Annotated in this window: 17 protein-coding genes; 6 read left to right on the plus strand and 11 right to left on the minus strand. The window is 52.9% G+C overall.

Going from position 1 to position 25,981, the window contains the following annotated elements:
- Nucleotides 1–6 precede the first annotated feature (6 nt).
- The 5 genes from CLV60_RS01115 to CLV60_RS01135 form a co-directional block, all read right to left on the minus strand.
- Nucleotides 7–1,404 (minus strand): aryl-sulfate sulfotransferase, encoded by a 1,398-nt coding sequence (locus CLV60_RS01115; RefSeq protein WP_106593540.1) that lies wholly within the window; start codon nucleotides 1,402–1,404, stop codon nucleotides 7–9.
- Between the two features lie 108 nt (nucleotides 1,405–1,512).
- Nucleotides 1,513–3,039 carry a RagB/SusD family nutrient uptake outer membrane protein gene (locus CLV60_RS01120; protein ID WP_106593541.1) on the minus strand — a complete coding sequence of 509 codons (1,527 nt, stop codon included), beginning with the start codon at nucleotides 3,037–3,039 and terminating at the stop codon, nucleotides 1,513–1,515.
- Between the two features lie 10 nt (nucleotides 3,040–3,049).
- Nucleotides 3,050–6,064, minus strand: a complete 3,015-nt coding sequence (locus CLV60_RS01125) for a SusC/RagA family TonB-linked outer membrane protein (protein WP_106593542.1) — start codon at nucleotides 6,062–6,064, stop codon at nucleotides 3,050–3,052.
- A gap of 222 nt (nucleotides 6,065–6,286) precedes the next feature.
- Nucleotides 6,287–9,277: a glycoside hydrolase domain-containing protein gene (locus CLV60_RS01130; RefSeq protein WP_106593543.1), complete on the minus strand. Its 2,991-nt coding sequence runs from the start codon at nucleotides 9,275–9,277 to the stop codon at nucleotides 6,287–6,289.
- A 121-nt stretch (nucleotides 9,278–9,398) separates the two neighbouring features.
- Nucleotides 9,399–10,484, minus strand: coding sequence for a substrate-binding domain-containing protein (locus tag CLV60_RS01135; RefSeq protein ID WP_106593544.1), 1,086 nt, complete (start codon nucleotides 10,482–10,484; stop codon nucleotides 9,399–9,401).
- 88 nt (nucleotides 10,485–10,572) lie between these two features.
- Between CLV60_RS01135 and CLV60_RS01140 the strand changes: the two genes are divergently transcribed.
- The 3 genes from CLV60_RS01140 (at nucleotide 10,573) to CLV60_RS01150 (ending at nucleotide 12,656) form a co-directional block, all read left to right on the plus strand.
- Nucleotides 10,573–10,803: a hypothetical protein gene (locus CLV60_RS01140; protein WP_106593545.1), complete on the plus strand. Its 231-nt coding sequence runs from the start codon at nucleotides 10,573–10,575 to the stop codon at nucleotides 10,801–10,803.
- Nucleotides 10,804–10,821: 18 nt separating this feature from the next.
- A complete protein-coding gene (locus CLV60_RS01145) occupies nucleotides 10,822–11,358 on the plus strand; it encodes a Crp/Fnr family transcriptional regulator (protein WP_106593546.1) in 537 nt (178 codons plus the stop codon).
- An 83-nt stretch (nucleotides 11,359–11,441) separates the two neighbouring features.
- Entirely contained in the window at nucleotides 11,442–12,656 is a 1,215-nt protein-coding gene (locus tag CLV60_RS01150; protein ID WP_106593547.1) for an epoxide hydrolase family protein, read from the plus strand.
- 1 nt (nucleotide 12,657) lies between these two features.
- Here CLV60_RS01150 and CLV60_RS01155 read toward each other — a convergent pair whose 3' ends face one another.
- The 3 genes from CLV60_RS01155 to CLV60_RS01165 are packed head-to-tail and all read right to left on the minus strand — an operon-like array spanning nucleotide 12,658 to nucleotide 14,924.
- The gene (locus CLV60_RS01155; RefSeq protein ID WP_106593548.1) at nucleotides 12,658–13,092 is read right to left on the minus strand and encodes a DoxX family protein; all 435 of its coding nucleotides are present in this window, start codon (nucleotides 13,090–13,092) and stop codon (nucleotides 12,658–12,660) included.
- A 52-nt stretch (nucleotides 13,093–13,144) separates the two neighbouring features.
- On the minus strand, nucleotides 13,145–13,759 hold the full coding sequence (locus tag CLV60_RS01160; protein WP_106593549.1) for a Crp/Fnr family transcriptional regulator: 615 nt from the start codon (nucleotides 13,757–13,759) through the stop codon (nucleotides 13,145–13,147).
- 16 nt (nucleotides 13,760–13,775) lie between these two features.
- A complete protein-coding gene (locus CLV60_RS01165) occupies nucleotides 13,776–14,924 on the minus strand; it encodes a helix-turn-helix domain-containing protein (protein WP_106593550.1) in 1,149 nt (382 codons plus the stop codon).
- 104 nt (nucleotides 14,925–15,028) lie between these two features.
- On the opposite strand from CLV60_RS01165, the gene CLV60_RS01170 reads away from it, so the two are divergent.
- Together CLV60_RS01170 and CLV60_RS01175 are read left to right on the plus strand one after the other, a co-directional pair.
- Nucleotides 15,029–16,456, plus strand: a complete 1,428-nt coding sequence (locus CLV60_RS01170; RefSeq protein ID WP_170118685.1) for a S41 family peptidase — start codon at nucleotides 15,029–15,031, stop codon at nucleotides 16,454–16,456.
- A 30-nt stretch (nucleotides 16,457–16,486) separates the two neighbouring features.
- Nucleotides 16,487–17,830 carry a hypothetical protein gene (locus tag CLV60_RS01175; RefSeq protein ID WP_106593552.1) on the plus strand — a complete coding sequence of 448 codons (1,344 nt, stop codon included), beginning with the start codon at nucleotides 16,487–16,489 and terminating at the stop codon, nucleotides 17,828–17,830.
- A gap of 91 nt (nucleotides 17,831–17,921) precedes the next feature.
- Here the strand turns inward: CLV60_RS01175 and CLV60_RS01180 are convergent, their stop codons facing one another.
- Nucleotides 17,922–18,488: a hypothetical protein gene (locus CLV60_RS01180; RefSeq protein WP_106593553.1), complete on the minus strand. Its 567-nt coding sequence runs from the start codon at nucleotides 18,486–18,488 to the stop codon at nucleotides 17,922–17,924.
- A gap of 192 nt (nucleotides 18,489–18,680) precedes the next feature.
- A complete protein-coding gene (locus CLV60_RS01185) occupies nucleotides 18,681–19,091 on the minus strand; it encodes a hypothetical protein (RefSeq protein ID WP_106593554.1) in 411 nt (136 codons plus the stop codon).
- A gap of 232 nt (nucleotides 19,092–19,323) precedes the next feature.
- Between CLV60_RS01185 and CLV60_RS01190 the strand changes: the two genes are divergently transcribed.
- A complete protein-coding gene (locus CLV60_RS01190) occupies nucleotides 19,324–23,445 on the plus strand; it encodes a hybrid sensor histidine kinase/response regulator transcription factor (protein ID WP_106593555.1) in 4,122 nt (1,373 codons plus the stop codon).
- A gap of 31 nt (nucleotides 23,446–23,476) precedes the next feature.
- On the opposite strand, the gene CLV60_RS01195 is transcribed toward CLV60_RS01190, so the two are convergent.
- A complete protein-coding gene (locus CLV60_RS01195) occupies nucleotides 23,477–25,978 on the minus strand; it encodes a glycoside hydrolase family 95 protein (RefSeq protein ID WP_106593556.1) in 2,502 nt (833 codons plus the stop codon).
- Nucleotides 25,979–25,981: the final 3 nt, after the last annotated feature.

Consider the following 25,981-nt stretch of genomic DNA (forward strand, 5'->3'; position numbering starts at 1 on the left):
CGGGCGTCAGTTTACCAGGTAGGGGGCAACCTGCTCTTGTGGAACAAATTCGGCGCGGTAGGGCATAATCCTGCTTTTGAGTGCCCACAGGAAACGTCCGTCCAGGTTGGTGAGCACAATGCTGTTGGTCTTCGAACTGCAATGCAGCACGGCATTCGGCCCCACGAGGTAAGCGCTGCCCATACGCGCGGTGTAAAACTCCTTGGGTAATGTAATATGGTGTTTCAACACGGAGGTTTTGGCTGATTCGTCGAGGCCGAAAGTCAGCGTGCGGGTGGTTTGCTTGCTGGTGCCGTTATCGAAGAGCATCAGGTCGCCCTGCGCATTGCGGTGAACGGCATGCCCCTGGTCGAAAACGCCATCGGCAGGCATTTTGAAATCGCCGCCCCGGCCGAATTTCCAGAGTACTTTGCCGGTTTGGGAGTCGATCTTCCAGATTTGCCCGTTGTTGTAAAACGACATCAGGTAGTTGCCGTCGCGGTCGAAGCTCACGCTGTTGGCATGCATCCAATCCTTTTTCTCCTGCATGATTTTCGGGTCTTTCAGCGGATCGAGCGCGTCGAACACCGACCAGCCCCATACTTTTTTACCCTTGCGATCGAGTACCAGAATGCCGTCGCTCTTGACGGTATCCTGTTTACTACCGCCCACGGAGCTAAGGTCCATGATGCGCGTTTGCACATTCAAGGTCACGATCTGGCTGCGGTCGTTGAGGATGATCTCATGGTGGATCGTTTCCTTGAAATCGTTCTCGCCTTTCTTCAAATGCAGCAGCGTATCGCCTTTGAGCGATACTTCCAGGATTTCGTTGCCGTAGCTGGTAGGGTATTCTTCTGTCCCGAGAATGGACAGGATGGTTTTGTTGCGTGTGAAATGTGTGGTTTTAAAGCCGGTCCCATTCACCTGATGGTACCAGCGGATATCGCCCTTGTGATCGAGCAGGAAAATAATCCCCGGCGTTTCGCGGCGCGAAAAGAGGATAAAGCCTTTTTTGAATGCGTCCGGCACGACGGTCGAATCGGGGGCAATGGTCTGGAAAAAATCCTGGATCCACATCGGATAGCCCGACGTGCGGAAATCGTAAACCTTGCTGGTGGTTTCCTTGCCGCCGCCGGAGGAAACAATATGGTAAAGGTATTGGGATTTGGGCCGAAGGTTGGTCAGTACCAATGCATGGTCGGTACCTGCGGGCGATGAAACGGTCGTGAACTTATGCAGCGACTCGGCCTTTTGCCAGTACTCGATGCGGACTACGCATGGGTCGGTGGTTTTGACATCGATCCTCACTTTCAGCGTATTCCTGCCCGGAGCGCTGAGACTGATCGTCTCTATACCCGTACCATTACAGCCGAGCAAAGTGAGGCCGGTAATCAGGAGTGCGAAGGCGAGGAGGATGCGTTGCATAGGAAATCGATGGAATGTGTCTGTAAATATAATTCAAAACCGGCCCCGAAAATGGCAGCAGGCAATACGCGGGAGTGCGTACTGCCTGTCTGCATGTTTGCCCGACGATTATCTGCCGGTATTCGAAAGGTTAGGATTAATGTCTACCTGTGCCTGCGGGTACGGGAAGTATCTGTGTTTGTTAATATCGATCCGAGGCGTTTTGCCGATGGCGCTCAGGTAGGTGTTCACCATGCTTTGGTACTTGTCCATCCGGATCAGGTCTTCGCGGCGTTTGCATTCGAAGAAGAACTCCCATCCGCGCTCTTGCAGAAGCGCGTCGCGCAGGGTTTCTTTGGTAAATGTGCCTGCCGCCCCAAGCAAGGTGGCTTTTGAGCGGGTTTTTACCTGGTTGATCAGCTGAATACTTTCCGCATTCGGACCGGTGAGCTCGTTCAGCGCCTCGGCGCGGCTCAGCAGGATGTCGGCATAACGGATGATCGGGAAAACGTGACCGTCGAGGTAGGTCGTCGAACCTTTCGGGTCGGCGTATTTCTTCGAAGCGACGTCGGGCAGGTAATAGTAGCCTGCGGGTGGGTTCACCGCTCCGGCCGGTGGCTGCACATAGCGCAGGCCGTCGGTACCGATGTAATCGTAGAAGAACATTTCGCGGCGTTCGTCGGTCTTCTCGAACGTGTTCCAGAACCGCCAGGGGATCCCGAAATACTGCCAGCGGTCGGTTACCTCTTTGTGGTTGATCGGCCCGAAGTGGTTCATCATTTCGGTCGCATCCACGAGGTTGTTGGACAATGCGCTGAAAATGTTTTCAGAGCACCATTTATTGCTTTCCGCAAACAGTTCCGAGTAGGAGGGATACAGCTGGTATTGTTTCAGATCGGTGATCTGCTGGCTGATCTCCACTACTTTCTGCCAGTTTTTCTCACGCAAATAAAGCTTGCAGAGCAATGCGAGGGCTGAGCCTTTGGTAGCACGGCCTACGTCGTTGGTTTTGTAAATTTTGCTGCTGGTGTAGTTCAATGGCAGGTTCTGCACCGCATATTCGAGGTCGCTGATGATCTTCGCGTTGATCTCCGCCACCTGGGTAACCGGCGTTTTGGCTTCATAATCCGGGTTCTGGATATTCTTCGCTACCGAATCCTCGGTCATCAATGGCACCGGACCAAATGCATTGGTAAGGTCGTAATACCCCAGTGCACGGAGGAATTTCAGTTCACCTGCAAATTGCGCCTGCTCCTCGCCGGTCAGGGCTTTGATTTTTGGAATGTAATACAATGCATTGTTCACGTCTGAAACAAGCTTGTACTGGTGCTGCCACGCATAGGCGAGGTAGGTATTGCTCGGCCCCCAGTTGGCGTCGGACATCAGCCCTACGTCGCCGCCCGATTTGGCATGGCCTGCATCGGTGGTAAGGTCGGTGATGGTCACCTGGAAACCCGCGTAATACATCCACGAGTCGTTGCTTCCGCTGGGTTGTTTCAGTCGGGAATAGGCGGCATTCACGGCGGCGATGGCATCGTCTTTCGACTGGAATGCATTGGCGTCGGTGAGAATGCTGTAAACTTTCGGCTCGATCAGGCTTTCACATGAAACCGCCGCGAACAACATCATCAGTGACAGAGTTGATATGTATTTCATTTTGATGCTATTAGAAATTAATTTTTAAGCCAAGGGTATAGGAACGGTACGACGGGAAGGCGGTATAATCGAGACCCGACGCGAGGTTGATGCTGCTGGCCGAGCTGCCGGTATTGGCCGCTTTCGTGTTCACCTCGGGATCGGTTCCGGTGTAGCCGGTGATCGTGAACAGGTTTTGCACCGTGCCGTACAGCCGCACTTTCACCCTGCTAGCCTGGCCGAACGGAAGCTCGTAGCCCAATGTGATCATCTTGCAGCGCAGGTAAGAAGCGTCCTCGATGAAGCGGGAGTTGATATAGCCGCCGTAAGAGGTTGTGGCGTAGCCGTCCTGAGGGATATCGGTATTCTGGTTGGCAGTAGTCCAGCGGTTCAGTGCCGAGGTGCCGAAACCCGATTCAAGGATCAGTGCATTGGCATTGTACAGGCTGTAATCCAATGCGCCCTGCATGAAAATATTCAGGTCGAAGTTCTTGTATCTGAACTCGTTGCCGATCCCGAAAGTATAATGCGGGTTAGCATGGCCAAGGTAGGTACGGTCGTTGGCATTGATCACATTGTCGCCGTTCACATCCACATATTTGGGGCTTCCCGCAGGTGCGCCCGGCTGCGGCGCATATGTTTCGCCCGTTTTGATCACGCCTGCATACTGGTACCCGAAGAAGCTGCTGAGCTCGCGGCCCGGTTCCAGCTTGGTGAAATCCACCGCACGGCCGCCGTAAGGGTTGGCAGTAGTAGTGATAATGTAAGGACGGCCGCCCAGGTCGAGGATCTTCTGCTTGTTGTAGGCAATGTTCAATGCGGTTTTCCAGCGGAAGCTGCCTTTGGAAATGTTCTGGGTATTGAGTGAAAGTTCAAGACCGTTGTTCTGGATCGCACCCGCGTTCACGATCTGGCTGCTGAAACCTTGCCAGTCGCCGATCGGAATGTTCATCAGCAGGTCGTTGGTCTTTTTGTGGTAGTAATCAAATGTCGCCGAAATGCGGCCGCCGAGAAATGCCATGTCCACACCGAGGTCGAGCTGGGCAGTGCTTTCCCATTTCAGGTCGGGGTTAGGCAAACGGGTTGCTGCCACGCCGCCGTAGGAGTTGTCGCCGTCGAGGGTCACGTTCACGGGCGAGAAGGTGGTCATGTAGGCATAATCCCCGATGCGGTCGTTACCGGTAACCCCGTAGCTGGCACGTACTTTCAGGTCGGAGAACAGGTTGAGGGTTTTTACAAATTCCTCATCCCCGATACGCCAGGCCAATGAGCCGGAAGGGAAATATCCGTAACGGTTGTTTTCCCCGAAGCGTGACGAGCCATCGCGACGGATCGTGAAAGTGGCCAGGTATTTGTCCTTGAATCCGTAGTTGATCCGGCCGTATGCCGAAGCGATCTTGGTATTGACTTTCGAGCTGGTCGAGGTTACGCGTTCGGTACCCGCACCCAAGTTGTTATACAAAAACACATCCGAGCTGAAATTCTGAACAGCCGAGTAATGCTCCTCCGTTTTATCATCCTGCGTCGAAACACCGGCTACCGCATTGATCGAGTGGTCGCCGAAGGTTTTAATATAGGTAAAATAGGCCTCTACCAGGTTCCGGTACGCCGCATTGTCGTTCACAGTGGCGCGGCCTTTCACCTTTTCTCCATCCACGAGGTCGCGGGGGAGGTAAGTACCTTCCTTGAAACCGTTGTATTCCGTACCTGCATTCACTTTGAAGGTCAGGTCGTCGGTGATCATGTATTCGGCAAATGCGTTGACGTTAATCTTGTTGCCGAACTTGTCGTTGGTAGGCGCTAGCAGCCAGGCCAATGGGTTGTCGCGGCCCTGGAAGCGGGCAAAAGTGCCGTTCGCATTGTAAGCAGGCACCGCTGGCGAGGCCGACAAAATGCCGTACATCACGTTGGAAGGAACAATAGAGCCGTCGTAGTTCTTGAAACGCGAGAAGGTATGCGCACCGTAAATGTTGGCGCCCATTTTGAAGCGCTTGCCAAACTGCTTGTCTGCATTCAGACGTACCGAATAGCGGTCGTAATCGGTGTTTTTCAATGCGCCGTCCTGGTTGAAATAGTTGAGCGACAATGCCACGCGGGTGTCGTCGTTGCCGCCGCTGGCCGTCAGGCTGTAACTCTGCACGCTCGCATTACGGGTAGCGAGTTTGAACCAGTCGTTACTGATGCCGCTCGCGAGGTCGGTAGGCGTATACAATGCAGGCAGGCCTTTTTCGGCGTTCTTCGCATTGGTGATTTCCATGGCTTGCAGGCCGGTCATCTTTTCGTAGCTGCTGCTCACTTTCTGCACACCGTAATAGCTGTCGAAAACGACCTGGGCCTTGCCGGCCTTTCCTCTTTTGGTGGTGATGATCACCACACCGTTGGCACCGCGTGCACCGTAAATAGCAGTTGCCGAAGCGTCTTTCAGGATCTGGATGTCCTCGATATCGTTGGGGTTGATGTCCTTTCCCGTTTCGGAAGGGAAGCCGTCGACCACATACAAAGGCTCATTGGTGGATGAGATGGAGTTACCACCCCGAATGCGCACCACGGTAGTACCGCCGGGCGCCGAGTTTGACTGGCTCACCTGCACACCCGCCGCGCGTCCCTGAAACGCCTGCGCTACGTTGGAAGTAGCACCGCCGAGGTTAAGGCTTTCGCTGGCGATCGAGCTCACGGCACCGGTCAGGTCCTTTTTCTTCTGGGTACCATATCCTACCACCACCAGTTGATCGAGGGTTTTGGAATCTTCTTCGAGCGTAACCTTGAAGACGGTCTGATTGCCCACGGTGATCTCGGCTGTTTTGTAGCCGATAAACGAAATGCGCAGTACCGATTGGCTATTGGGAACGGAGAGGGAGAATTTCCCTTCTGTGTCGGTAATGACACCCGTAGTGGTGCCCGACAGCGATACGTTGGCACCGGGTATCTCGGCACCCTTAGCGTCGGTCACCGTACCCGACACGCGGATCTCGCCGGTCTGACCGAAGCTGCTGCCGGCAACCAGCAGGGCAACGAAAATGAAACTCAGTATAGCCTTTAACTTCATAGGAATTGGGTTTTGGGGTTAACATAAAAAGCTCTTCCAGACTGGAACGACTACCGGTTGGCAGCTCCTGTCAAATGCGCTCATTTAGAGTGAAATATAGGTTGAAACAAATGTAGAAAACAAAATGTGTGCGTACACACTCTAAAATTAAAATTCCTGCATTTTATCAATTTGAAAGAAAATTTTACTGGAAAATGAAACTGAAATACTTCATTTTACTGATTACGGTTTTTCCGATATAATCAGTAACCATCCGCGGCCTTTTGTAACCGGAATAGACTGTGAAGCCGTGAAATTAGCCGCTGACTGGAAGTTGATGATCTCCGGCGCGCTGATCTGCGCTTTCTGCGGATCGATGCCCAGCTTTTTCCAATCGATATTCAGGTGGAAACTGGCATCGCCTTCTGCCCAGCTGGCAATGGAGACAAGTGCACGTTTATCCTGAACGTAACTGGTAGTGAGCACCTGCGGATGGTCGGTCTTTACCGGGTTCGCACCGGTCCAGTAGCCCAGCATTTTGCTGCCCTGCATCCCGAATGCATCCCACACTTTCCAGATCGCGCGCGCATCGCTGCCTTCTTTCCAGGGCATCCGGTTGGTCATGCCGTAAATGAGCCCTCTCCACGGATTTCCGCCGTTTTCGAGCATTTCGCCCATGAGGCCGAAAGGAATACCGGAAACTTCGGTCATGAAGAAATCCGGGTTATTTTGCTCATAATCAAAGTATTCTCCGAACCAGAGACGGTTCAGGTAGGGGAAATGCTCCATGTACAGGTTCGCGCTGTTGTTGAAGCCGTCGTTCTTGTTGTACTGGTTGGCCGAATGCAGGTCGATGTAGCCCGGATGGCCGTCTCGCGTGAGCACGCGCTTGACGCGTTTCATCGTCGTGCGGTCGAAAGCCACGTCGTCGAGGTAAATTCCGTCTATTCCGACCTTCTGCGTCAGCCAGTTCATGCCTTCCACATAGTAGTTGTGCCAGCGGCTCATGCCCGAGTTGACCACCGCCGCATCCCTGATTTCAGGTACATACCACGCGGCAATGTAATCGTCACCCAAATGCTCCTGCAACCAGGCATAACCCAAACCCTTGCCCGGCGAGAAGATCTCGTGGCCCAGGCTGCGCAGCGGAAAGAGTTCGTACGCGCTGTTCGACAACTCGCGCACCGTGTTGTAAATCTTAACCTGCAAACCGTCCTGGTGCGCCTTATCGATATACGCCTTCATAGCCTTGTGCTCGATGAACGGGTAGTTGATATAAGGGTTAATGGGCGTTGCGTGGTGGATATTGACAATCGTCGCACCCTTCGCCTTAATCGAATCGGGATCGTTGTAACGGTGGTAAAACCGTGTTTTCCATTGCGCATCGGTATCCAGCGCGTGAAATGGCGTAATAAGCAGGGTGAAATTATAATGCAGGCTTTCTCCCTTTTTCATGGTCCGGGCGCCGCTGTAATTACGGACCAGTACCTGACCGTCGGTTTCGGATATCCGGATGCCCCCTTTGTTAGCATTACCCCATGAAGTGGGCAGCAGAAGCGGTTTTTGAAGATAGAAATTGGTATTCAGCGGGCGTACGTAATGCTCGTCGCGCAGGGAGAAATTGAGCCCCGCATTCACATCGCCGATCCACGCGCCGTCCTGGTTTTTAGTAGCCACTTCCCATTTCCAATCGTAGGAAGCGGGGCGTTTGCCGCCTTTAAGGTTAAGTCCCATCATGTAGCGCGCGGCATCCTGGCTCATGGGAATATCCATGTAAATGTCGTCCAGTTCCGTGTCGGAGAGGGCCGTCACTTTGACGTCGTAGGCTACAAAGCCGTCGAATTCAATATGTCCCGTCACGTCCATACGCAGGTGCGCGGAGGTGCTCGAAGCCGTCCAGGCTACTGTGCCGGGCGATTGTTCCGTATAGCGAACGCCCTGATCCGTCCATTTTTCAACGTTTCCGCCTTTCGCCGTGGCAACGAACCGGAAGGGCGCTTTCAGCACCTCTTTCGGGGTGGCCGAGAGGCCGGTCATTTCCGGTGTAAAATAGGTTTCAATGCGTTCCGGCAGCCCATTGGCGCCGACGGTAAACCTGCGGCCCAAAAGCGAAACCGCATTGCCTTGCCGCTGCAACGGCAGGGAGGGGCTGATCACCTCGTTCTGTTGCGCCATGGTCGAATTGAGCCATGCCAGTCGGGTCTGCTTTTGCGGCTCGCTGATCCCCTTGTCGGCCAGCACCGGCCCGCCGATTTGCAGGGTAATATCGATGGCCGTTTCAGGGGCATTAGAGGCAGTTACATAAACCTTTCCCGTGTAAGCGCCCGCAGGGATGTTCGCGGGGATGTCGGCCAGGCACCAGAGGGCCTGTACTTTGCCTTGGGCGACGGAAACCTGCTTTCTGACCGGTTGAGCATCCCAGCCTGTGCCATCGGTGTTGAGGCAGGAGAATGCTTTGGCCGGAATAACGGCCCGGCTGCCCTGCTTTAAATCCGAGAAGCGGATGCGGACATTATTCAGTGATAACGATAGTGGATATACGCCGATTTGAAATGTATAGTTTTCGCCAGGTTGTGCCTGATCGCGGAATGCGCGGTTGGCTCCTTTAGCAATCCATCGCTGCGGCAGATCGTCCGTCATGCGGATGGGGTGCATCCGGTCTTCGGGAAACACGAGGTATTTTCGGGAAGCATTTGCCGCCAGCAGTTTTTTGATTTCACCCGACTTCGCGATCACTTCCATCGGGTAGGGGCTGCTCATTTCGTTCACCGCTTCGATATGCCGGACCTTCGCCGGCACCGCATTTTTCAAGCCTGTCAGCCACGCTGCGGAGGCGGTGTTGCTTCTTTTCAGGTAGTTAGCTGTGGGGTAATTGGCCCGTCCCTGGACTTTATAAGGTAAATAGTAAATATAATAGGTGCCTGAGCCCGATACCGGTTCGAACGTAACCTCGCCCGACTCGCGGCTGATATGGCCTGTTTTTACATTCAAAATCCGACGGTTGGTCGCGCTGTCCACCACGATCACCTCGCTGTCGGTGTGCCGGTCGCGGCGGCGCCAGTCGATCACCGCAGCGGCCGCGGCGCTTTTCTGCTTCACGTCGATTACGGCGCGGACGTTCCCGAGTGAGTCGGGGTTCCAGGAATTATTGCCGGAAACATAAGGGAGTTCCTGCGCAACGGACGGCCGGAACGAGACCAGGGAGATGAAAAGAAGCGGTAGGGTCAGTTTCATAAATACGAAACTACCAAATAAAAGTGTGTGCGTACACACTTTTATAAAATTTTAATTTTGTTGATTTACACTAATGCAATTATCGGTTACAAATTGACCGATAGGAGGTGTCGCCTGCCGGTTATGCGAGCTTTTCTGCCACGTTCATCACGTCTTCTTCGAGGTAATACCGCAGGTTTTCGAGCGTAATGATGTCCAGCGGCAGGAATTTCGTTTTGGAAACTGCCTTGCGGAACACCAGGAAGTCGGCCAGTTGCCGGATGCCGAGGTAGCCCTGTCGTTCGGGGTTCTGGTTGATCAGGAAACCGATGCTGCCTTTTTCGAGGTAATGCAGGTTGGCGGGCACCAGGTCGTAACCGATAATGCGGATATCGCCCAGCTGCCTCCGTTCAAGCTCCGCAGCAACGAGGTGTGCTTTGGAAGTGGTAACGAAAATATGCCGTAGGTCGGCGATACCGTTCACTGCGTCGGCGAGCCTGCTGTTGAATCCCTCGGGGTCGGAGCTGTCGAGCTCTATGGTGGTAATGCCGAAAACGTCCTGCTGCTGGCTGAAATAGTCGCGCAGGCCTTCCTCTTTTTTGAGCAAGTGGGCCGCATTGTCAATTTTTTCGTCGATATGCGCGATCAGGATCGAGCAGGGCTCCGATTGACCATAATGCATGAGTTTGCCGGCGAGCTTTCCGCTTTGGTACGAATCCTGCCCGATGTAGCTCAGTGGCCCGTGGTCGGATATCTCCGTGTTGAAGAGCACAAACGGAACCGAGCTATCGTGCCATTGGGCGAGAAACGGAAGTACTTCGTGGTAAAAGATCGGCGAGAGAAATATACCCTCAGGTCGTGCGGCCGTCAGTTCCTCCGCCTTTCTGACAAAATCCTTTGCGTCATAAGGGTTGAAAATGAATTGCTGCACCGAAACGCCGAATTGTTTCAGCTCGGCAGCTGCTTTTTCAATACCTGTTTTGGGCGCAAGCCAATACGAATCGACCTGGTGATCCGGAATCAGGGCTGCGAACCGGTACTGCTTTTTAGAACCAAGCGCACGAGCCATCAGGTTGGGCTCGTAATTGCTCTCGTCGATGATTTTCTGGATGCGGATCCTGACTTTTTCCGCCACTTTTCCGCGGTTATGAATGACGCGGTCCACAGTGCCGGGAGATACTTTGGCTTTAAGGGCAATGTCTTTGATTCGTATGATCTTTTGGTCCATGAAGCTAGATGCGGTTTATCAATCCCATAAAAGAGAAGGGAGCTGTAATATTACTTGTAAAAACGTATCTTACGCAACGTAAATCAAAATGCGGATCGATATGCTTCCCGACGACAATGGTTTTTTCCTGAATCCGCGTTCCGCTCATCGGAACGGTCTCCGCCTGGCGGTCAAAAAACAGGTGATGGCCGAATACGGCCACGAGCTGGACAATGCAACGGGCTGGCGGAAGCAGCTGGTCAGGTGGAAGCTGAATGCCCTCGCGGAAATGAGGTACCGGGATATCCTTTTTACGGGTGGCGCAACGGGTATGCGTTAAGCTCGGAAATTAGAATTCATGGCAAACCAAAACATACAGGCCGAATGGGCGAAATTCGGTCACCTGTTCAGAAGGGAGGAAATTCCGGCCAAGACCGTGCTGCTCGACGAGGCTGAGGTTGCCAAAAAGGTATATTTTATTGAAAAGGGCTGCCTGAGGCTTTCTTTCAACAAGGACGGCAAAGACATTACCTTTCAGTTTTTCTTCGAAGGCGAGGGCGTTTCCTCAGCCGAAAGCTTCCGTTACAATCAGCCAAGCCTTTACGCGATCGAAACCCTTGAACCATGTGTGCTTCACACGCTTACCAAAAAGGACTACGCTGAAATTATCGAAGCTTCACCGCTGATCCGCGAGGCAATGGAAGAGCAAACGCACCAGCGACTGTTGTACGTAGAAAAGCTGTTCCTTTCCAGGATTAAAAACAGCCCGGAAGAGCGGTACCGCGAGCTGCTCGAACAATATCCGCAAATACTGCAAAGGGTGCCGCAGCATTACATCGCCTCTTTCCTGGGCGTTACCTCCGTGTCGTTGAGCCGGATCCGCAACCGCAGGTAGCGTTTATTAACAATTGTTATCGTCTGCCGGACGCCTGGTGCCGAATTTTGACCTATCAGTTTCACATTCAAAATTCGAAAATCATGCAGCCATTCCAGATTCAGATCTCCGGCCAGGAAGTTGATTACCTTAAACAAAGACTCGCTAATGCCCGCTGGGCCATCCCGGCTATTCAAAGCGGATGGGAAAAGGGCGTTCCTGTCGACCACCTGAAACGGATTACCGACTATTGGCAGCACCAGTTCGACTGGCAGAAACAAGAAGCGGAATTGAACAGGTACCCGCATTTTATAACCGAAATCGAGGGGCAGAACATTCACTACCTGCACATCAGGTCGGCCAGGCCCCATGCAGTGCCATTAATGCTCATCCATGGCTGGCCCGGATCCTTCGCGGATTTTACCCGGATTATCGAACCATTGTCCAATCCTCAGGAGCCAGATCAGATTGCATTCGACCTTGTGATCCCTTCTATTCCGGGCTTTGGGTTTTCGATTCCGGTCCAAACGAAGGGGTACAACATGATCAAGATCGCCACGACGTTCGCTACTTTAATGAACAGGCTTGGTTACGAAAAGTTTGCCGTGCATGGCGGCGATATGGGCGCAGGTATCGCGGGCATTATGTCGGGTGTGGCTGCGTATAACCTGATAGGGACCCATATCAATTCAGATTTTTTTGCCGTCGCCGGATTAGGCATGTTCCCTGCGGACGATTCGTCGTTGACGGACGCAGAAAAGGCCGGGCTGGAACGCATGAAGCGCTACAAAAAAGAAGGAACAGCCTACCTGGAAATCCAGGCGACCAGGCCTGGTACGATCGGTATTGCATTGTCGGACAGCCCCATAGCCCAGCTGGCATGGATGGCCGAAAAGTACAAGGAATGGACCGATGCCGACAAAGACCTTCCGGAAGACGCCATCGGTATGGACGCTATGCTGACGAATGTGTCACTCTACTGGTTCAACCAGCTCGGCGCGTCGAGCGCGGCCATCCTGTCCGAAAACATGAGCATGGCGTTTGATTGGGGCGGGGATAGTTCGCAGGATGCCAGTCAATGGGCGCCTCCGAAAGTGCCATCCGCAATGGCTTGTTTTGGTAAAAAAGAAGACGAAAGCCTGTTGAAGAAACTCACTTCCTTCATGGGCGAACCCGACAGATGGTCTTTTTATGACCGCGGATGCCATTTCCCGGCCATGGAAGTGCCTCAGTTACTGGCGGAGGATATCAGGGAATTCTTCGCTGCTATCCTCCAATCGCCAGGCCAAGTCGCTGCGGACGGCGTTCGTTCGGAATAGGTCAAAACAAGCGGTCGATCGCATATTGTCCGCCGCCGGAGATCAGCAGGGAGAGGCATAGGCCAATGACCAGCAAATGGTACTCAAAGCCCTCACCGGCCTGGTTGCCATACCAGTTCATGAAGAAACCGTGTTGCCCGCTTGTAGTCCATACCGCCCCGATCATCACGATTGCAAGTGCGGTGGCCCACAATCTTGTGCCTAACCCGAGGAACAGGCATATCGGCCCGACAAACTCGATGACAATGACCAGGAATGCGACGGGCGACGGCAGTTTCATCGACTCCGTAAAGAAACTCATGGTCGCCTTAAAACCGTATCCGCCGAAAATTCCCAGCATTTTCTGGGCGCCGTGGGGGAGCATGACGAGTGTAAGCGTCAGGCGCATTAACAGGCCCGACCAGTCCATGTTTGTGTAAGCAATGCTTTGATCCATCAATGGTTGAAATTTAGTTTCACAAAGCAAGGCCCGAAAAAAGCGCAAACTCTTAATGTAGATTAAGAATTGGATTGTCCGAAAGATGCATGCGCATTTCACGGCGGCGCATTGAACTGAGGAATTCGGGGGTAACGCCGAGATAGGAGGCAATATCCTTCTGGGCGATCCGGTTTTCCAGGCCGGGGTATTTCAATTGAAATTGCTGATAACGCTCATCGGCCTTGCTGGCGAGGTTTTGGGTAAGCCTGCGCTGCAAAGCGATGTAGGCCGTTTGGTACATCAGCCGGTTGAATTTCTCGAACTTGGGAACACGGTCCAGCAGCAGGTCCATATTTGCACGGCTGATTTTCAGTACCTCGGTGTCGTCAATGGCCTGGATTGAATAAAAAGCGCCGGATTGCACGGCAAAGCTTTCGAGATCGAACGCCCACCAGTTTTCAGGCGCAAATTTCACCACATGCTCCGCACCGGCCGGATCCAGATAGGAGACTTTGAGGCAGCCGGAGACGACGAATGACTGATGCCTGCACACCTCACCCGCCTGCAAGAGAAAATCCCGCCTGCGGAGCTTTTGCGTTTGCAGTAGCGACAAGAAAAAATCCGTTTCGAGTGTGTCAAGCTGGATGGACTCGGCCAGGTTTTGAAGAATGCGTTGTGATTGCATAGCGTCTTGCGGATAGTTATTTCAACACATTTTCCCGGCTCTTCTTCACAAAATCGGAAGGCGTGGTGCCTTCCAGTTTTTTGAATGCCTGGTTAAAAGTCGCCTTCGAGTTGAACCCGCATTCCAGCGCGATACCCAATAGCGATAAATGCTGGTTGGAAGGATCGAGTGCCTGGATTTTGAATTCCTGTAACCGGTACTGGTTCACAAATTCGAAAAAATTTACGCCAAATGCAGTATTAATCACCTGTGAAAGCTGATGCCGGGGAATATCCATGCGCGCGGCCAGTTCGGCGAGCGTTAGATTGTTGTCCAGATAAGGCTTTTCGGAATGCATCAGCGTGGTAACCCGTTGGGCGATGTCGTCGCTGAGCGCATCGGTGATGCCGCTTTTGGCATATTTGACGACCGGCTCCGTCTCATGTGCGGGATGCGCCGGTTCGGTGGCGGGCGCGGGTGTCAACGCGGCTTTTTCATGGAGCAGCTTGAATGCGATCCAGTACACAAGCACGACCACCAGCAGGAAATGCGCCGGATAAATGCCGCTGAGGTAAGTAATCCGGTATTTCCGGGCGTAAAAAGTGATCACAGAAAAGAGCATGACCGATAACACGATCCAAAGGAATTCTTTCAGCCACCGGACGTCGATCAGTTCGCTGCTGGAAAAGTGCTCGGTGCGTTTGCGGACGTTGCGGTAAAACGTCACCAATGCACCCGCCACGAAACCCACATGCAGGTAGTTGGTGAGGGTGTTCATCCAGCCAAAGTCCTGTTGGGCGACAAGATGGGCATTGGAAAGGCAGGCCAGCTTGTCGGCCGCCGACGAGGCGAAGTAGGGGAGTAATATGACGAAGTAAACGACAAAAGGCAATAGTGAGAGCCCCTGGCTTGGACGCAGCCTGAAATCGGGATCGGTAATGCTTTGCGTCAGCAGCACGATTAGTGGCCCGTACAAAAGCGGCAACAGCCATGACAGCCTGCTGAAATGCGGATATACGAGAAATAGATCCTTGACGTCCAGGGCGACCAGTAAAAGGTGGCCCATAAGCACCAGTATGAGTGCGGCAAGGATGCGGTTAGCAACCTGATTGGACGGTTTTCGCAGCAGCATAAGGGCAAGAAAGCCGCCCTGAATGATGCCTGAAAGGAGTATGGCTGTGATCAAAACAGGAAGTTGAATGCGCTAAATAGGTACATCAAAGAGGTATGAACTTGTCGGGAAAGACGACGCCTGCCTCGTTTTTAGCCAAAATTGCGGAAAATTTCAAAATGAAACTTCGTACACTACTTACTGCCCTCCTGCAACTGGCTATATACTTAGCAACCGGTGCACAATCTCTGCCCGACAGAAAATATCCCTCCGCCGCACTGCTTTCCGATCTGGAAATGGTACGCTCTGCGGTCGTAACCCTTCATCCCGGTTTCGGACGCTTCGGACCGCGTGAAGAAGTCCTGCATGCGCTCGATTCGGTAAGAAATGTGATAAGCAGCCGCGACTCGACTTCCTTCCTGGCTTTTTTCAGAATGGTGAATCCGGTGCTCACAAAAATCCGCTGCGGGCACACCAAGTTTTTCCCTCCCATGAAGGGGTTTCCTTTTTACTTTTTTACAGACAATCTCATCCCCGTGATTGTCCGGTTTGACAACACCGGGCAGTTGCTGGTGACGCGTTCGGGGTATCCGGAGGCCGTGGGGAAATACGTGAAACGCATTAACGGGCAATCCATCGACTCGGTGCTGCATGCATTGCGGAGGCAGGTGTTTGTCGATGCGTATGTGCAAACCTCGGCCGACGCGCAAATCCAGCAATATTTCAGCGCCTGGTATGCCGATTTCATCCAGTCTGGCGCGGGACCGTTTACGATCGTACTGGCCGATGAGCAAGGAGCGCAAACGACCATCGGGATGGCGGGGATCAACGCCGACGCCTGGCAGGTGTTGAATCAGAATACGTCCTATTTGACTGGCCACAACCAACTTACTTTCCCTTCGGACACCGTTGCGCGGCTTCGCATCGCGACGTTCTATCCGCCGCAGGGTGATAAGTACTTCCGTCGGTTTCTGGATTCGGCCTTTGTGCAGATCGGCAGCCGCAAGGTGCAGCGGCTGATCATTGACCTCAGGGGTAATGAAGGCGGAAATGACGCATTGGGAAAACATCTGTATGCCCACATTGCCCGAAACGACTTCCGGTATTACGACCGCATTGAAGTGAAGGTGAAACGGAAACGGGATGTTCCGAACAGGAGCAATGTGTACCTGCCCCGGTTCATCGGGCTGGCCAGGTGGTTTATCAGAAAAGACGAACAGGGCCGGTTATTATTCAAAAAACACCAGAACCTCGGCACACACAGCCCTCACCGGCATGCCTATGCCGGAAATGTGACATTCCTGATGGACGGACTGAGCTATTCTGTTACATCGGAGTTCCTGGCCGTCGCACGCAGCGAAAACCGGGGCATATTCATGGGTGAAGAGTCGGGCGGGGCCTACCAGGGTGACAACAGCGGCACGTTCGCGATCTACAAGTTGCCTGCTACTGGGCTGGATGTGGGCATTCCGCTTGCAGGCTATTATATGGCCGTCAAACCAGAGTCCGGCATTCCCCGCGGTGTAATGCCAGATGTGGTCGTGAGGCCGTCGCGCGAGGACCTGCTCTCTGGCCGCGACCCGGCCGATGCATTGCTCGCCAAGTGAATTTTTATATCCAATCACCATAAATCAGCCATGAAAATCAAAGTTTTAATTGCGGCGTCGCTGACGCTGCTGGCCGCGCATTTGCCCACGCAGGCGCAGGACTCCTTGCGTTACAAGCTCCGAATGACCGTCCCGCTGGTGGACTTTCCGCAGGTAGCAGACCTTCCGCAACGTTACGTGTCGATGGACCAGTCCCTCGAATACGCCCGGGGGATGTACGAAATGTCGTTTTGGGGGATCGATGCGCTGGGAAATGCCATAGTACGCCCGAAATCACCCGGGAGAAAGATCTGGAATGGTCTCCTCAAATACGGCATGACGCTGGGCTTTTCACGTTTTGCGAGCGAGCTGCCTATCCCGCTCGGCGAATGGGCGCATGAGGAGTTTCACCGGACGGTACTGGGCGTCAACGGAATCGCCTCTAAAAATGGCAACTGGTTTCCAAACCGCTGGGACGGGACCGTTTACGGCATTACCGACGCCAGCCTGTCGGCTTTGAAACAAACAAACCCGAATGCGTTGCTGTACGCATACACTGCCGGGGTGCAATCGGAAGTAATGCTGAACAAGCGTATTTCAGTCGAAGATTTTTACAAGAAGCGCGCGCTGCCGAAGGGAGCATTGATACTCTATAATGCCTGGTATGTGCACAATTATTTCTGGTTTTCGACCAGTTCGGAAAGCGATTCGGCCAAAGTGTGGTCGCCGACATTTGAAAGTCCGCTGGAAACAGAGCGTGACTTTGCCGGCGCTGACCTGACCGCCTGGGCTTATGATATGTTTAATCCGGAATCCGCATTTACCGAACGGACCAAGTTTAAAGGTGGGGACGGCGTCAACAGGCGGGTAGGGTTTTCGGAGCTGAGTAAAGATGCCCAGACCTTTCTGCTCAGGCAAAAAAAGCTCTCGTTGCTCAATTACCTCAATCCTGCGATATTCATGATCAACAGGATCAGGCTGGGGCGGGGCGTTGCTTTCAACTTCTTTACGCAATATGCGCCTACCCATTTCGGCAACAGCATTTCCCTGATCGTGCCCGTGCAGGTGGGTAACCGCGATTTGTTGTTCGGTGCACACCGCTATAACAACCGCGACCACGGCTATTACGGCATTGAACTGGGGATTGCTAATCAACGCTTCGCCGATAGATGGTACGCCGATCTCACCCTGCAAGGCTGGCAGCAGCCGGAATCGTTTTTGAAAGCGGAACATCTGACAGGCGGAGCGGTCCGCGCCCGGCTTTTCCATAGCATCGGCAAAGGAGTTTCGGCCTATGTTTCGCTCAATGGTAAAACCAAAGGATGGGAGATGGGGAGCCCTTACCTGGCGGCCAACCTGTCGGCACAGTTTGGAATGCGGGTGACGGTGCATTAACCGCTGTTGAGCAGCGGGCAAGTGGTTATCTTCGGATTGAAGCCGGGGCGACGATTACGCGGAATGGTATACGTTGCCCCGGCTCAAAGTGTTATTCTTTTGCGGATGCCAGGCTAGGAAGGTCTTTGTCGTGTATCGAGTAGAGGTGTTCTATATTTCCCCGCAAATCCAGAAGAAAACAATGGACATTCAGGGTTACCGTTGTTTGATCATCCACTTGAAATTGATGCAGTTCCTTGGCCAGCGCCTTCGAAAATTTGACATGGCAGCTGTGCTCACCGTCAGCAAGCGCCTCCTTCGTCAGGAAATTCTGATAGGCGCCGCAATCTTCGTGTTCGATGATGTAGACGTCCCGGATATCATGCAGGGCTATCGCAATCCGCACGTGGTCGCGCCATACTTCGTTCCAGTTTTTGTAGCTTTTTATTCCGCTTTCAAGTTTTGCATGATCCAGTAGGATGGTGAGTTTAGGATTCTCTGCCTGGGTCATTAACGACGTTCCGGCCAGCGCAAAATGGTCGTAGCGGTTGGTCAGGTTATCAAAATGAAGGAATTCCAGCAAATTGTCGGTTAGCCTCAGATCAATGCAGCTTAAAACGAGAATGTTTTTCTTGGGCAGATGATAGACACCGCGCTCGGGATAGATAAAGTAGGACATGGTTGACTGACAGGTTTGGATTGTGAGGTAGAATACCGGTATTGATCAATTCCTGATCAAACCAGAGTAAGAAGTAACCTGCTGTCTTTTAATGCCGTTGTAGTTAATTGGTTATTAACCGGTAAATGATGTTGTTGCGGGATCCTGCCCGATGCCGACGCGCGGCTTACGGACAGGATCCCGCTTATGTTGCTATTGAATCTGAATGACCACTTTTTCTTTTCCCTGCATCACCAGCTTGACCGGATATTCAATGAATCCCTCGTCTTTGTCGTAAATGATACGCAGGCGATCGGGCTGGCGGCCGAGTTCGGACAGCCAGCGGGCATAGAGTTGGGCGAATGCCTGTTTATGGGTGATCTGCATTTCGGACAACGATTCCTTCGCGGCCAGGTAGGTCCGGAAATCGTCCTGTGTTTTACTGTCTTTGGAATTAGGGTTGTTGGTGAGGTCCATTACAAGCGTACCTTTCCACGGCGACTGTTGCCGGATGGAAAGGTAAAGCCGCTTGAATAAAAGACTGGTTAAGGGTTTTTGGGAGTCAATTTTAGCGTGCCCGAGCGGGGTTTTCCCCAGTATCGGAACAATGGCGAGGGTGTTCATAATTTGTGGATCGAGTGCTATATGTGATGATTTGGTGATTAATTTGTTCAAAACAAATGCACTGCAAATAACCACTTTCGGGAGGGGACCATCATTGCCACATCATACACTTTTCTTGACAAATCGTGCATTTCTTTGAAAATCGTCCGGACAAACGGTTGCGGAAATCCGGTTTAAGACTGAATTTTGCCTGAATTTGGTATTCAGCGAATATGTGGTTGTATAAAATCTGATGAGGAGCCTGCTAATATCCCTGCTGTTGATTGTGTGTGCTGTCCCTGGCTATATCTTCGGGCAGGGCTTCCCGTATAAATTCAGCTACCTCACGGTCGACGAGGGATTGTCGCATACCGACGTGAACGACCTTGCGCAGGACCGGAAGGGGTATATCTGGGTAGGGACCAACTTTGGCCTGGACCGTTATGATGGCTACTCCATTCAGCGGTTTTACAATACCAATGTGCCGCTCCAAAATGCATTCAAGAACCGCATTATTGCACTCCATCCCGATGGAGAAGATAAGATCTGGCTGAGTACCGAAAACGGAGTGCAGTGCTTTGACCCGGCCAACGAGCAGTACATCGACTATGCGATCCGGAACACGAGCAAAAATCCGGTTTTCTGGAAGTTCTTCAAGCCGACCGGTAACCTGATCTACGGCTTGACCGATTATCAAATCAGGTTGTACCGGATTGCCGGCACTGTATTGGAAGAACTGCCGCTGGCGATTTCTGCCGGTGTCCGCTTTTTCGATATGCAGCCCGATCGGAACGGTATCCTCCATTTTGCAAGCGATAAAGGACTTTGGCGGCTCGAAGGACAGCGACGGTTCGTCAAAGTGCCGGTGAGCGGCTTACCATCCGAGAACCTCAGACGCGTTTTCTTCAATAGCCAAAACAATTTGCTGGTCGCCTCCGGAAACCAGGTATTACTGACGGGCGGCGGACAATTGCCTTTTGTAAAAAAGCAATTTACCTGCGCCGAATGCACGCCTATTGTCGGGATTGCGGCAGGAAGCGGCCCGGATTACTGGGTGAATACCCGCACGGGGTTGATCCGGTTGGATGGAAACCTGAATTTGATCCAGAAAATCGATGAAGTATCGGCGCCCCGAAGTTTAAACTCCACGGCCGTCGTTCGCGTTTACATCGACCGGTCGGATTGCCTCTGGGTCGGGACGTCGGGCGGGGGACTTAATTATCTTGATCTAAATCAGAAGCTTTTCTATACCATGCGGCACGAGCCCGGACAGGCAAATTCGCTGACGGGGAGCTACGTACGTTCGATTTATGAGAATGGAAACGACCTCTGGATCGGCACCAATGCGAATGGCCTTGACCTGTACGACCGCACGTCGGGGGCGCGCACCAATTACAATGCCGTGAATTCGGCCGTCAGGCTGCGGAACAACAATATTGCCGCATTGACATTTGATTCGGCCCATAACTTATGGATTGGCACGGAGTCGGGGATCGATATTCTCAGGCCTGACAAGCAGACATTATGGAAGCCCGAAGGCCATCAGCAGTTTCCGACTTTTGGAATAACCACCCTCGTGACCGACTATTATGGTAACATTTGGTACGGCAACCTGGACAAACTGGGGGTAATATGGAAAGACGCGGCAGGGAAATACCACGTCAGGGAGTATGCCGAAGGACACTTTATTTTGGCCGAAAAGGACAAGCCGGAGCTGTTTGTAGCGACCCGGCAAGGTGTGAAACGCTTCACAGTCGATGCGCGGGGGCGCGTTTTGCGGGCCATCAGCTACCGGGCTACGTCGAAATCGCAATCCCTCAGCTCGGATTACAGCGCAGTAATAGGCCGGCAGAATGACAGTACCTACTGGATCGGCACGATCGGGGGAGGGTTGCACCGCCTCTCGCTGCGTGAGCGCGACCGCTCTACGCGCATTGAGCATTTCGGTGAAAGCCACGGCATTTTCAATGATGTGGAAGGCATCGAGATCGACGGCGACAATATCTGGCTGGGCGGGAACGGCTTGCTATGCCTCAATTCGAAGACCGGAAAGCTCATCCGTTACGACAAAAACGACGGTTTGCAGGGGAACAGCTTTAAAATCAGGTCGTCGTTCAAAGCAGCCGACGGGAAAATGTACTTCGGAGGCATCAACGGCCTGAACTACTTTTATCCGCAGCAGATTCACCTCAATACGATTGCCGCCAAACCGGTTTTTACGGGTATCCTCATTAATAACCGGCGGCCCAAGATCGGCGAATCGGCAGATATGGACAATGTGGTGAGCCAGGCCATCGGGTATGGCGAAAATGTGGAGCTCAATTATCTGCAGAACAACTTCATCGTTTCTTTCTCGGCCATGCATTTTGCTAATCCGCTTAAATGCAGGTACCGGTACAAGCTCATCGGTTTTGACAACGACTGGAATTATACCGACGGCAATAACCCCAGGGCCGGATATAGTAACCTGAGCTACGGAAACTACCAGCTGGTGCTCGAAGCGACCAACAACGATGGGATATGGAGCAAGCGCCGCGCCGAAATAAGCATTAACATCAGTCCGCCGTGGTGGAAAACCGACCTCGCGAAGGCGCTGTACACGTTGCTGGCCATTTCTGCATTGGTGGGCATTTACTTCTACCAGGCGCGCTGGCACCGGCTGAAAAGGGAAATCGAGGTGCGCGGCGTGGCCGAGCAGAAACGGGAGGAGATCCATCGCCAGCGGGAAGAGTTTTACCAGCAGCAGCTGATGTTTTTTACCAATGTTTCGCACGAGTTCCGTACGCCGCTGTCGCTGATCCTCGGCCCGCTGGAAAGCCTGATAAGCCAGAACAACGACGCCACGCTCGGGCATTCCTACCAGCTCATGCACCGGAACGCGAAGCGGCTCATTAATCTGATCAGCGAGTTGATGAACTTCAAGAAAGTGTCCGACAGCCTGATTAAATTACAAGTAAGGCCATTGGCGATCAGTGAATTTTGCCGGCAGCTCGCAGCGGAATTTGACGGTGTAGCGGCCAGCAAACACACCGTGCTGAACCTGATCGACCATACCCAAAAGAAGGCGCACTGGCCGTTAATGGGACTTTTCGATGCCCAGGTTCTGGAAAAGATTCTGCTGAACCTCCTGAATAACTCATTTAAATACACGCAGGACGGGGGAGAGATCACTTTTGAGATTTTTACAGACCTGAGCCGGTTCCAACGGTCATTCGAAACAGGGTTCGAGTTGCTGCACGAGGGGCACCGCGCCCAGAAGTACCTGTATTTCCGGGTGGCCGACACCGGTATCGGTATTTCAGCGGACACCATTACCCGGATTTTCGACCGCTACTACCGCATCAGCAGCGACCACCTTGGCTCGGGCGTGGGGCTGGCGCTCGTCAAGAGCCTTACGCACCTGCACAAGGGTGACATCTACGTTTACAGCGAGCGTTACAAGGGGACCGAAATCATCATCGGCATTCCTCTGGGCGAAGAAAACTGGGCGGAGGCGGAGCGTGCGCCGTCGACCTTTGAGCCGGAGGTGCGGTTGGAACCTACCGACCATTCGATACTGGCGCCTATTACGGATCCCGTTTCCGGCCGGCAGGAGGGTGTCCAGTCGGGCAAACGTATCCTGCTGGTGGATGATAATGCGGAATTACGTACTTTCTTGAAGCAAAGGTTTGAACAGCAATATTTTATCTACGAGGCTGCCGATGGTGATACTGCCATGAAGCTCGCCGCGGAAAAGATGCCCGACCTGATCATCAGCGATGTGATGATGCCCGGGATCAGCGGGATCGAACTTTGCAGGCAGATCAAGGAAAGTTTTGAAACCAGCCATATCCCGTTCATTATCCTTTCCGCGAAGGACGCCCTCACGAGTAAAATCGAGGGTATGGAGTCGGGAGCGGATTTTTATTTCTCCAAACCACTCAGCATTGACCTGCTGATGCTGACCGTGAATAATGTATTCGAGCAGCGCGAGAAACTGAGGAAGAAATTTACGAACAACTACCTCTCCGAGGCCAGTGAACTGGTGCATTCGGAGAAGGACAAAGAGTTTTTCGAGGCATTGCTGAAACTCATCGAAGACCACCTGGAAGATCCGAACCTGGATGTCGACTTCCTCTGCCGGCATTTGTACACCAGCCGGACCAAACTATATCAAAAGATCAAAAGCATTACCGACCAGTCGGTAGCGGATTTTGTGCGAACCATCAGGCTCAAAAGGGCGATCCAGATTATGACCCACGAAGATATTCCGCTCAACAAAGTGGCGGATCGCGTAGGCTTGCAGAGCAGTTCCAACTTTTCGAGGGTATTCAAAAAAGAATACGGTAAATCGCCGTTGCAGTTTATGCAGGCACTCAAACGGAACCAGCTCTGATTTTTCAGGTCAGAGCTGGCTTTGAATGCACTCAATTCACGGCCACGATCTGGTAGGTTTTTCCTTTCGCAGTCTTGAACTCGGTAATGTACCCGGCGTCGGTCTTCCTGGTGGTGGCGCCGGCCACTTTTACAGGTACGTTGGTTTTGAGCGTACATACCTGCCCGTCGAGGGACTTGATGGCCGAGCTCGCCAGTTTCCCGTTTTTCCAACTCATATCCACTTCAAATCCGGAACGTGCGCGAAGACCTTTGATGCTGCCTTCCTTCCAGTCGGATGGGAGGGCGGGCAAGAGGTGTATTTCTTTCAAATGGCTCTGGATCAGCATTTCGGACATGCCCGCCGTGCCGGCAAAATTTCCGTCGATCTGGAAAGGCGGGTGGGCATCGAAGAAGTTGGGGTAGGTGCCGCCGCCTTTGTATTCGCTGTTGCCTTCATTGGTGTATTTCATCAGCTGGCGAATGAGCTTGTAGGCATGGTCGCCGTCGAGGAGCCGCGCCCAGAAATTGATTTTCCAGCCCTTGCTCCATCCGGTTCCATGGTCGCCGCGCACTTCGAGCGTCTTTTTCGCCGCAAGGAAATATTCCGGCGTCTCCGGCGAAATCCGCCGCCCCGGGTGCAGTCCGAACAGGTGCGATACGTGGCGGTGCAAAGAATCGGTCTCTTCGAAATCCTTGTACCATTCCTGCAACCTGCCGCGCTTGTCTATTTTCAGCGGGTACAGTTTAGCCCTTTTTTCAATCAATAGTTTTTTGAATTCCGGATCATTGCCGAGCACATCCGCTGCTTCAATCAGGTTCGAAAACAGGTCGTGTACAATGGAAATGTCCATGGTAGTTGCTACCGAAACGGCTGCCTCTCCGCCTTTGGGGTCTTTGAACTTGTTCTCCGGGGAGGTGGAAGGGGCTGTCACCAGGTAACCGTCTTTGTCTTCAACCAGCCAGTCGAGCGTAAACAGGGCGGCTTCCTTCATGAGCGGGTAGCCTTTGTCGCGCAGGAATGCCTTGTCGCCCGTAAACCGGTAATGCTCCCACAGGTGCTGGCACAGCCAGTTGGCGCCCATGTACCAGTTGGCCCATACCGGATCGCCATCCCCGACATTGCCGACCGGATTGGACATTCCCCAGATGTCTGCATTGTGATGCGCTACCCAGCCCCGTGCACCGTAAAACTCTTTTGCAGTGACCTTGCCGGTTTCGGACAGGTCCTTGATCCACGTGAGCAGCGGCATATGCATTTCCGAAAGATTGGTCACTTCCGCCGGCCAATAGTTCATCTGCGTGTTGATATTAATCGTGTAGTTGGAGCTCCATGGCGGACGCATTTCTTTGTTCCATATACCTTGCAGGTTCGCAGGCGGGCCAGCTGGGACACCCGGGAGCGCAGGGCGCGAAGAGGAAATCAGCAGATACCGCCCGTACTGGTAATAAAGTACTTCCAGCTTCGGGTCATAGTCCCCTTTTGAATAAGCCATCAGGCGCTCGTCCGACGCCAGTTTCAGATTGGGGTTGGCGGGAGCACTATCCGTCAGTTCGAATTGGACGCGGTTGAAATAAGTATGGTAATCCAGCTCGTGCCGTTTTTTCAGATCGGCGTAGGTTTTGGCTAATGCCTTGTCCAGGTACCCTTTGGCCAGCGCCTTTTCGTCCTTTCCGTCTTTGTCGGGGCATTTGTCAAACCCGTTGAAGCTCGTCGCTGCCGACAGGTACACAAACACTTCGCTGGCGTCTTTCACTTTGATGCCCGAGGTGTCGGTGGAAATGATGCCGTCCTTGCTCACCGCCTTAATCCTGAACTGAAACCGCGTGCCGTTGCAGCCGTTCGGATCGTCGTAGATGATGGGGTGCTGTCCGCGTGGATTGTAATAGTTCGGATTGACGTGCGAGGGAGCCTTGCCATTCACTACCAGTTCTTTCGTTCCGCCGGTTTCGAGTTGATAATGCAACTGGCTGTTGGCCGAAACCGTGAAATTGAGCTGTTTGGGTTTCGATGCCGATATGCGTACGACTAAAATATTATCGGGCGCAGACGTGAAAATTTCTCTTTTGTAGCTCACCCCGTCGACCGTGAAGCTCGTGCTGGCTACGGAATTGGCAATATCCAGGTCCCGGTAATAGTTGGTGGGCTTTTTACCATTGAAATCCTGCTTAATCTGCAAGTCGCCCAGCGGCATATACGACTCCGTGTAAAGCCCCTGCATTTTTTTGAGTAATTCATTCGCCTTCTGATAGTCCTGTTCCTTCAAAAGTGCTTCCCTTACTTGCGGCAGATACGACGCCGAGGCAGGGTTCACGTTCGTTTTCACAGGCCCGCCCGACCACAGCGAGCTCTCGTTGAGTTGCAGCAGCTCCTGCTCCACGCCTCCGAAGATCATCGCGCCAATATGGCCGTTCCCAACAGGCAACGCTTCCACCCAGCGGCTGGCGGGCTGTTTATACCAAAGTTTCAGTCCGGCAGACTGCTGCGCGAAAGTACTGAAACACCACAGCCCCAAAAATGCGGCGGCAATTAACTTTCTGGTTAAAAGATTCATAAA

Origin of the sequence: Dyadobacter jiangsuensis, from assembly GCF_003014695.1 — a bacterium.
Taxonomy (GTDB): Bacteria; Bacteroidota; Bacteroidia; order Cytophagales; family Spirosomataceae; genus Dyadobacter; species Dyadobacter jiangsuensis.

Excerpts from the sequence above, each read along its gene's own strand:
- CLV60_RS01145 (WP_106593546.1), top strand. The coding sequence starts at position 10,822 with ATGGCAAACCAAAACATACAGGCCGAATGGGCGAAATTCGGTCACCTG.
- CLV60_RS01125 (WP_106593542.1), bottom strand. The coding sequence starts at position 6,064 with ATGAAGTTAAAGGCTATACTGAGTTTCATTTTCGTTGCCCTGCTGGTT.
- CLV60_RS01150 (WP_106593547.1), top strand. The coding sequence starts at position 11,442 with ATGCAGCCATTCCAGATTCAGATCTCCGGCCAGGAAGTTGATTACCTT.
- CLV60_RS01140 (WP_106593545.1), top strand. The coding sequence starts at position 10,573 with ATGCGGATCGATATGCTTCCCGACGACAATGGTTTTTTCCTGAATCCG.
- CLV60_RS01135 (WP_106593544.1), bottom strand. The coding sequence starts at position 10,484 with ATGGACCAAAAGATCATACGAATCAAAGACATTGCCCTTAAAGCCAAA.
- CLV60_RS01190 (WP_106593555.1), top strand. The coding sequence starts at position 19,324 with ATGAGGAGCCTGCTAATATCCCTGCTGTTGATTGTGTGTGCTGTCCCT.
- CLV60_RS01130 (WP_106593543.1), bottom strand. The coding sequence starts at position 9,277 with ATGAAACTGACCCTACCGCTTCTTTTCATCTCCCTGGTCTCGTTCCGG.
- CLV60_RS01180 (WP_106593553.1), bottom strand. The coding sequence starts at position 18,488 with ATGTCCTACTTTATCTATCCCGAGCGCGGTGTCTATCATCTGCCCAAG.
- CLV60_RS01115 (WP_106593540.1), bottom strand. The coding sequence starts at position 1,404 with ATGCAACGCATCCTCCTCGCCTTCGCACTCCTGATTACCGGCCTCACT.
- CLV60_RS01120 (WP_106593541.1), bottom strand. The coding sequence starts at position 3,039 with ATGAAATACATATCAACTCTGTCACTGATGATGTTGTTCGCGGCGGTT.
- CLV60_RS01175 (WP_106593552.1), top strand. The coding sequence starts at position 16,487 with ATGAAAATCAAAGTTTTAATTGCGGCGTCGCTGACGCTGCTGGCCGCG.
- CLV60_RS01170 (WP_170118685.1), top strand. The coding sequence starts at position 15,029 with ATGAAACTTCGTACACTACTTACTGCCCTCCTGCAACTGGCTATATAC.
- CLV60_RS01155 (WP_106593548.1), bottom strand. The coding sequence starts at position 13,092 with ATGGATCAAAGCATTGCTTACACAAACATGGACTGGTCGGGCCTGTTA.
- CLV60_RS01185 (WP_106593554.1), bottom strand. The coding sequence starts at position 19,091 with ATGAACACCCTCGCCATTGTTCCGATACTGGGGAAAACCCCGCTCGGG.
- CLV60_RS01195 (WP_106593556.1), bottom strand. The coding sequence starts at position 25,978 with ATGAATCTTTTAACCAGAAAGTTAATTGCCGCCGCATTTTTGGGGCTG.
- CLV60_RS01160 (WP_106593549.1), bottom strand. The coding sequence starts at position 13,759 with ATGCAATCACAACGCATTCTTCAAAACCTGGCCGAGTCCATCCAGCTT.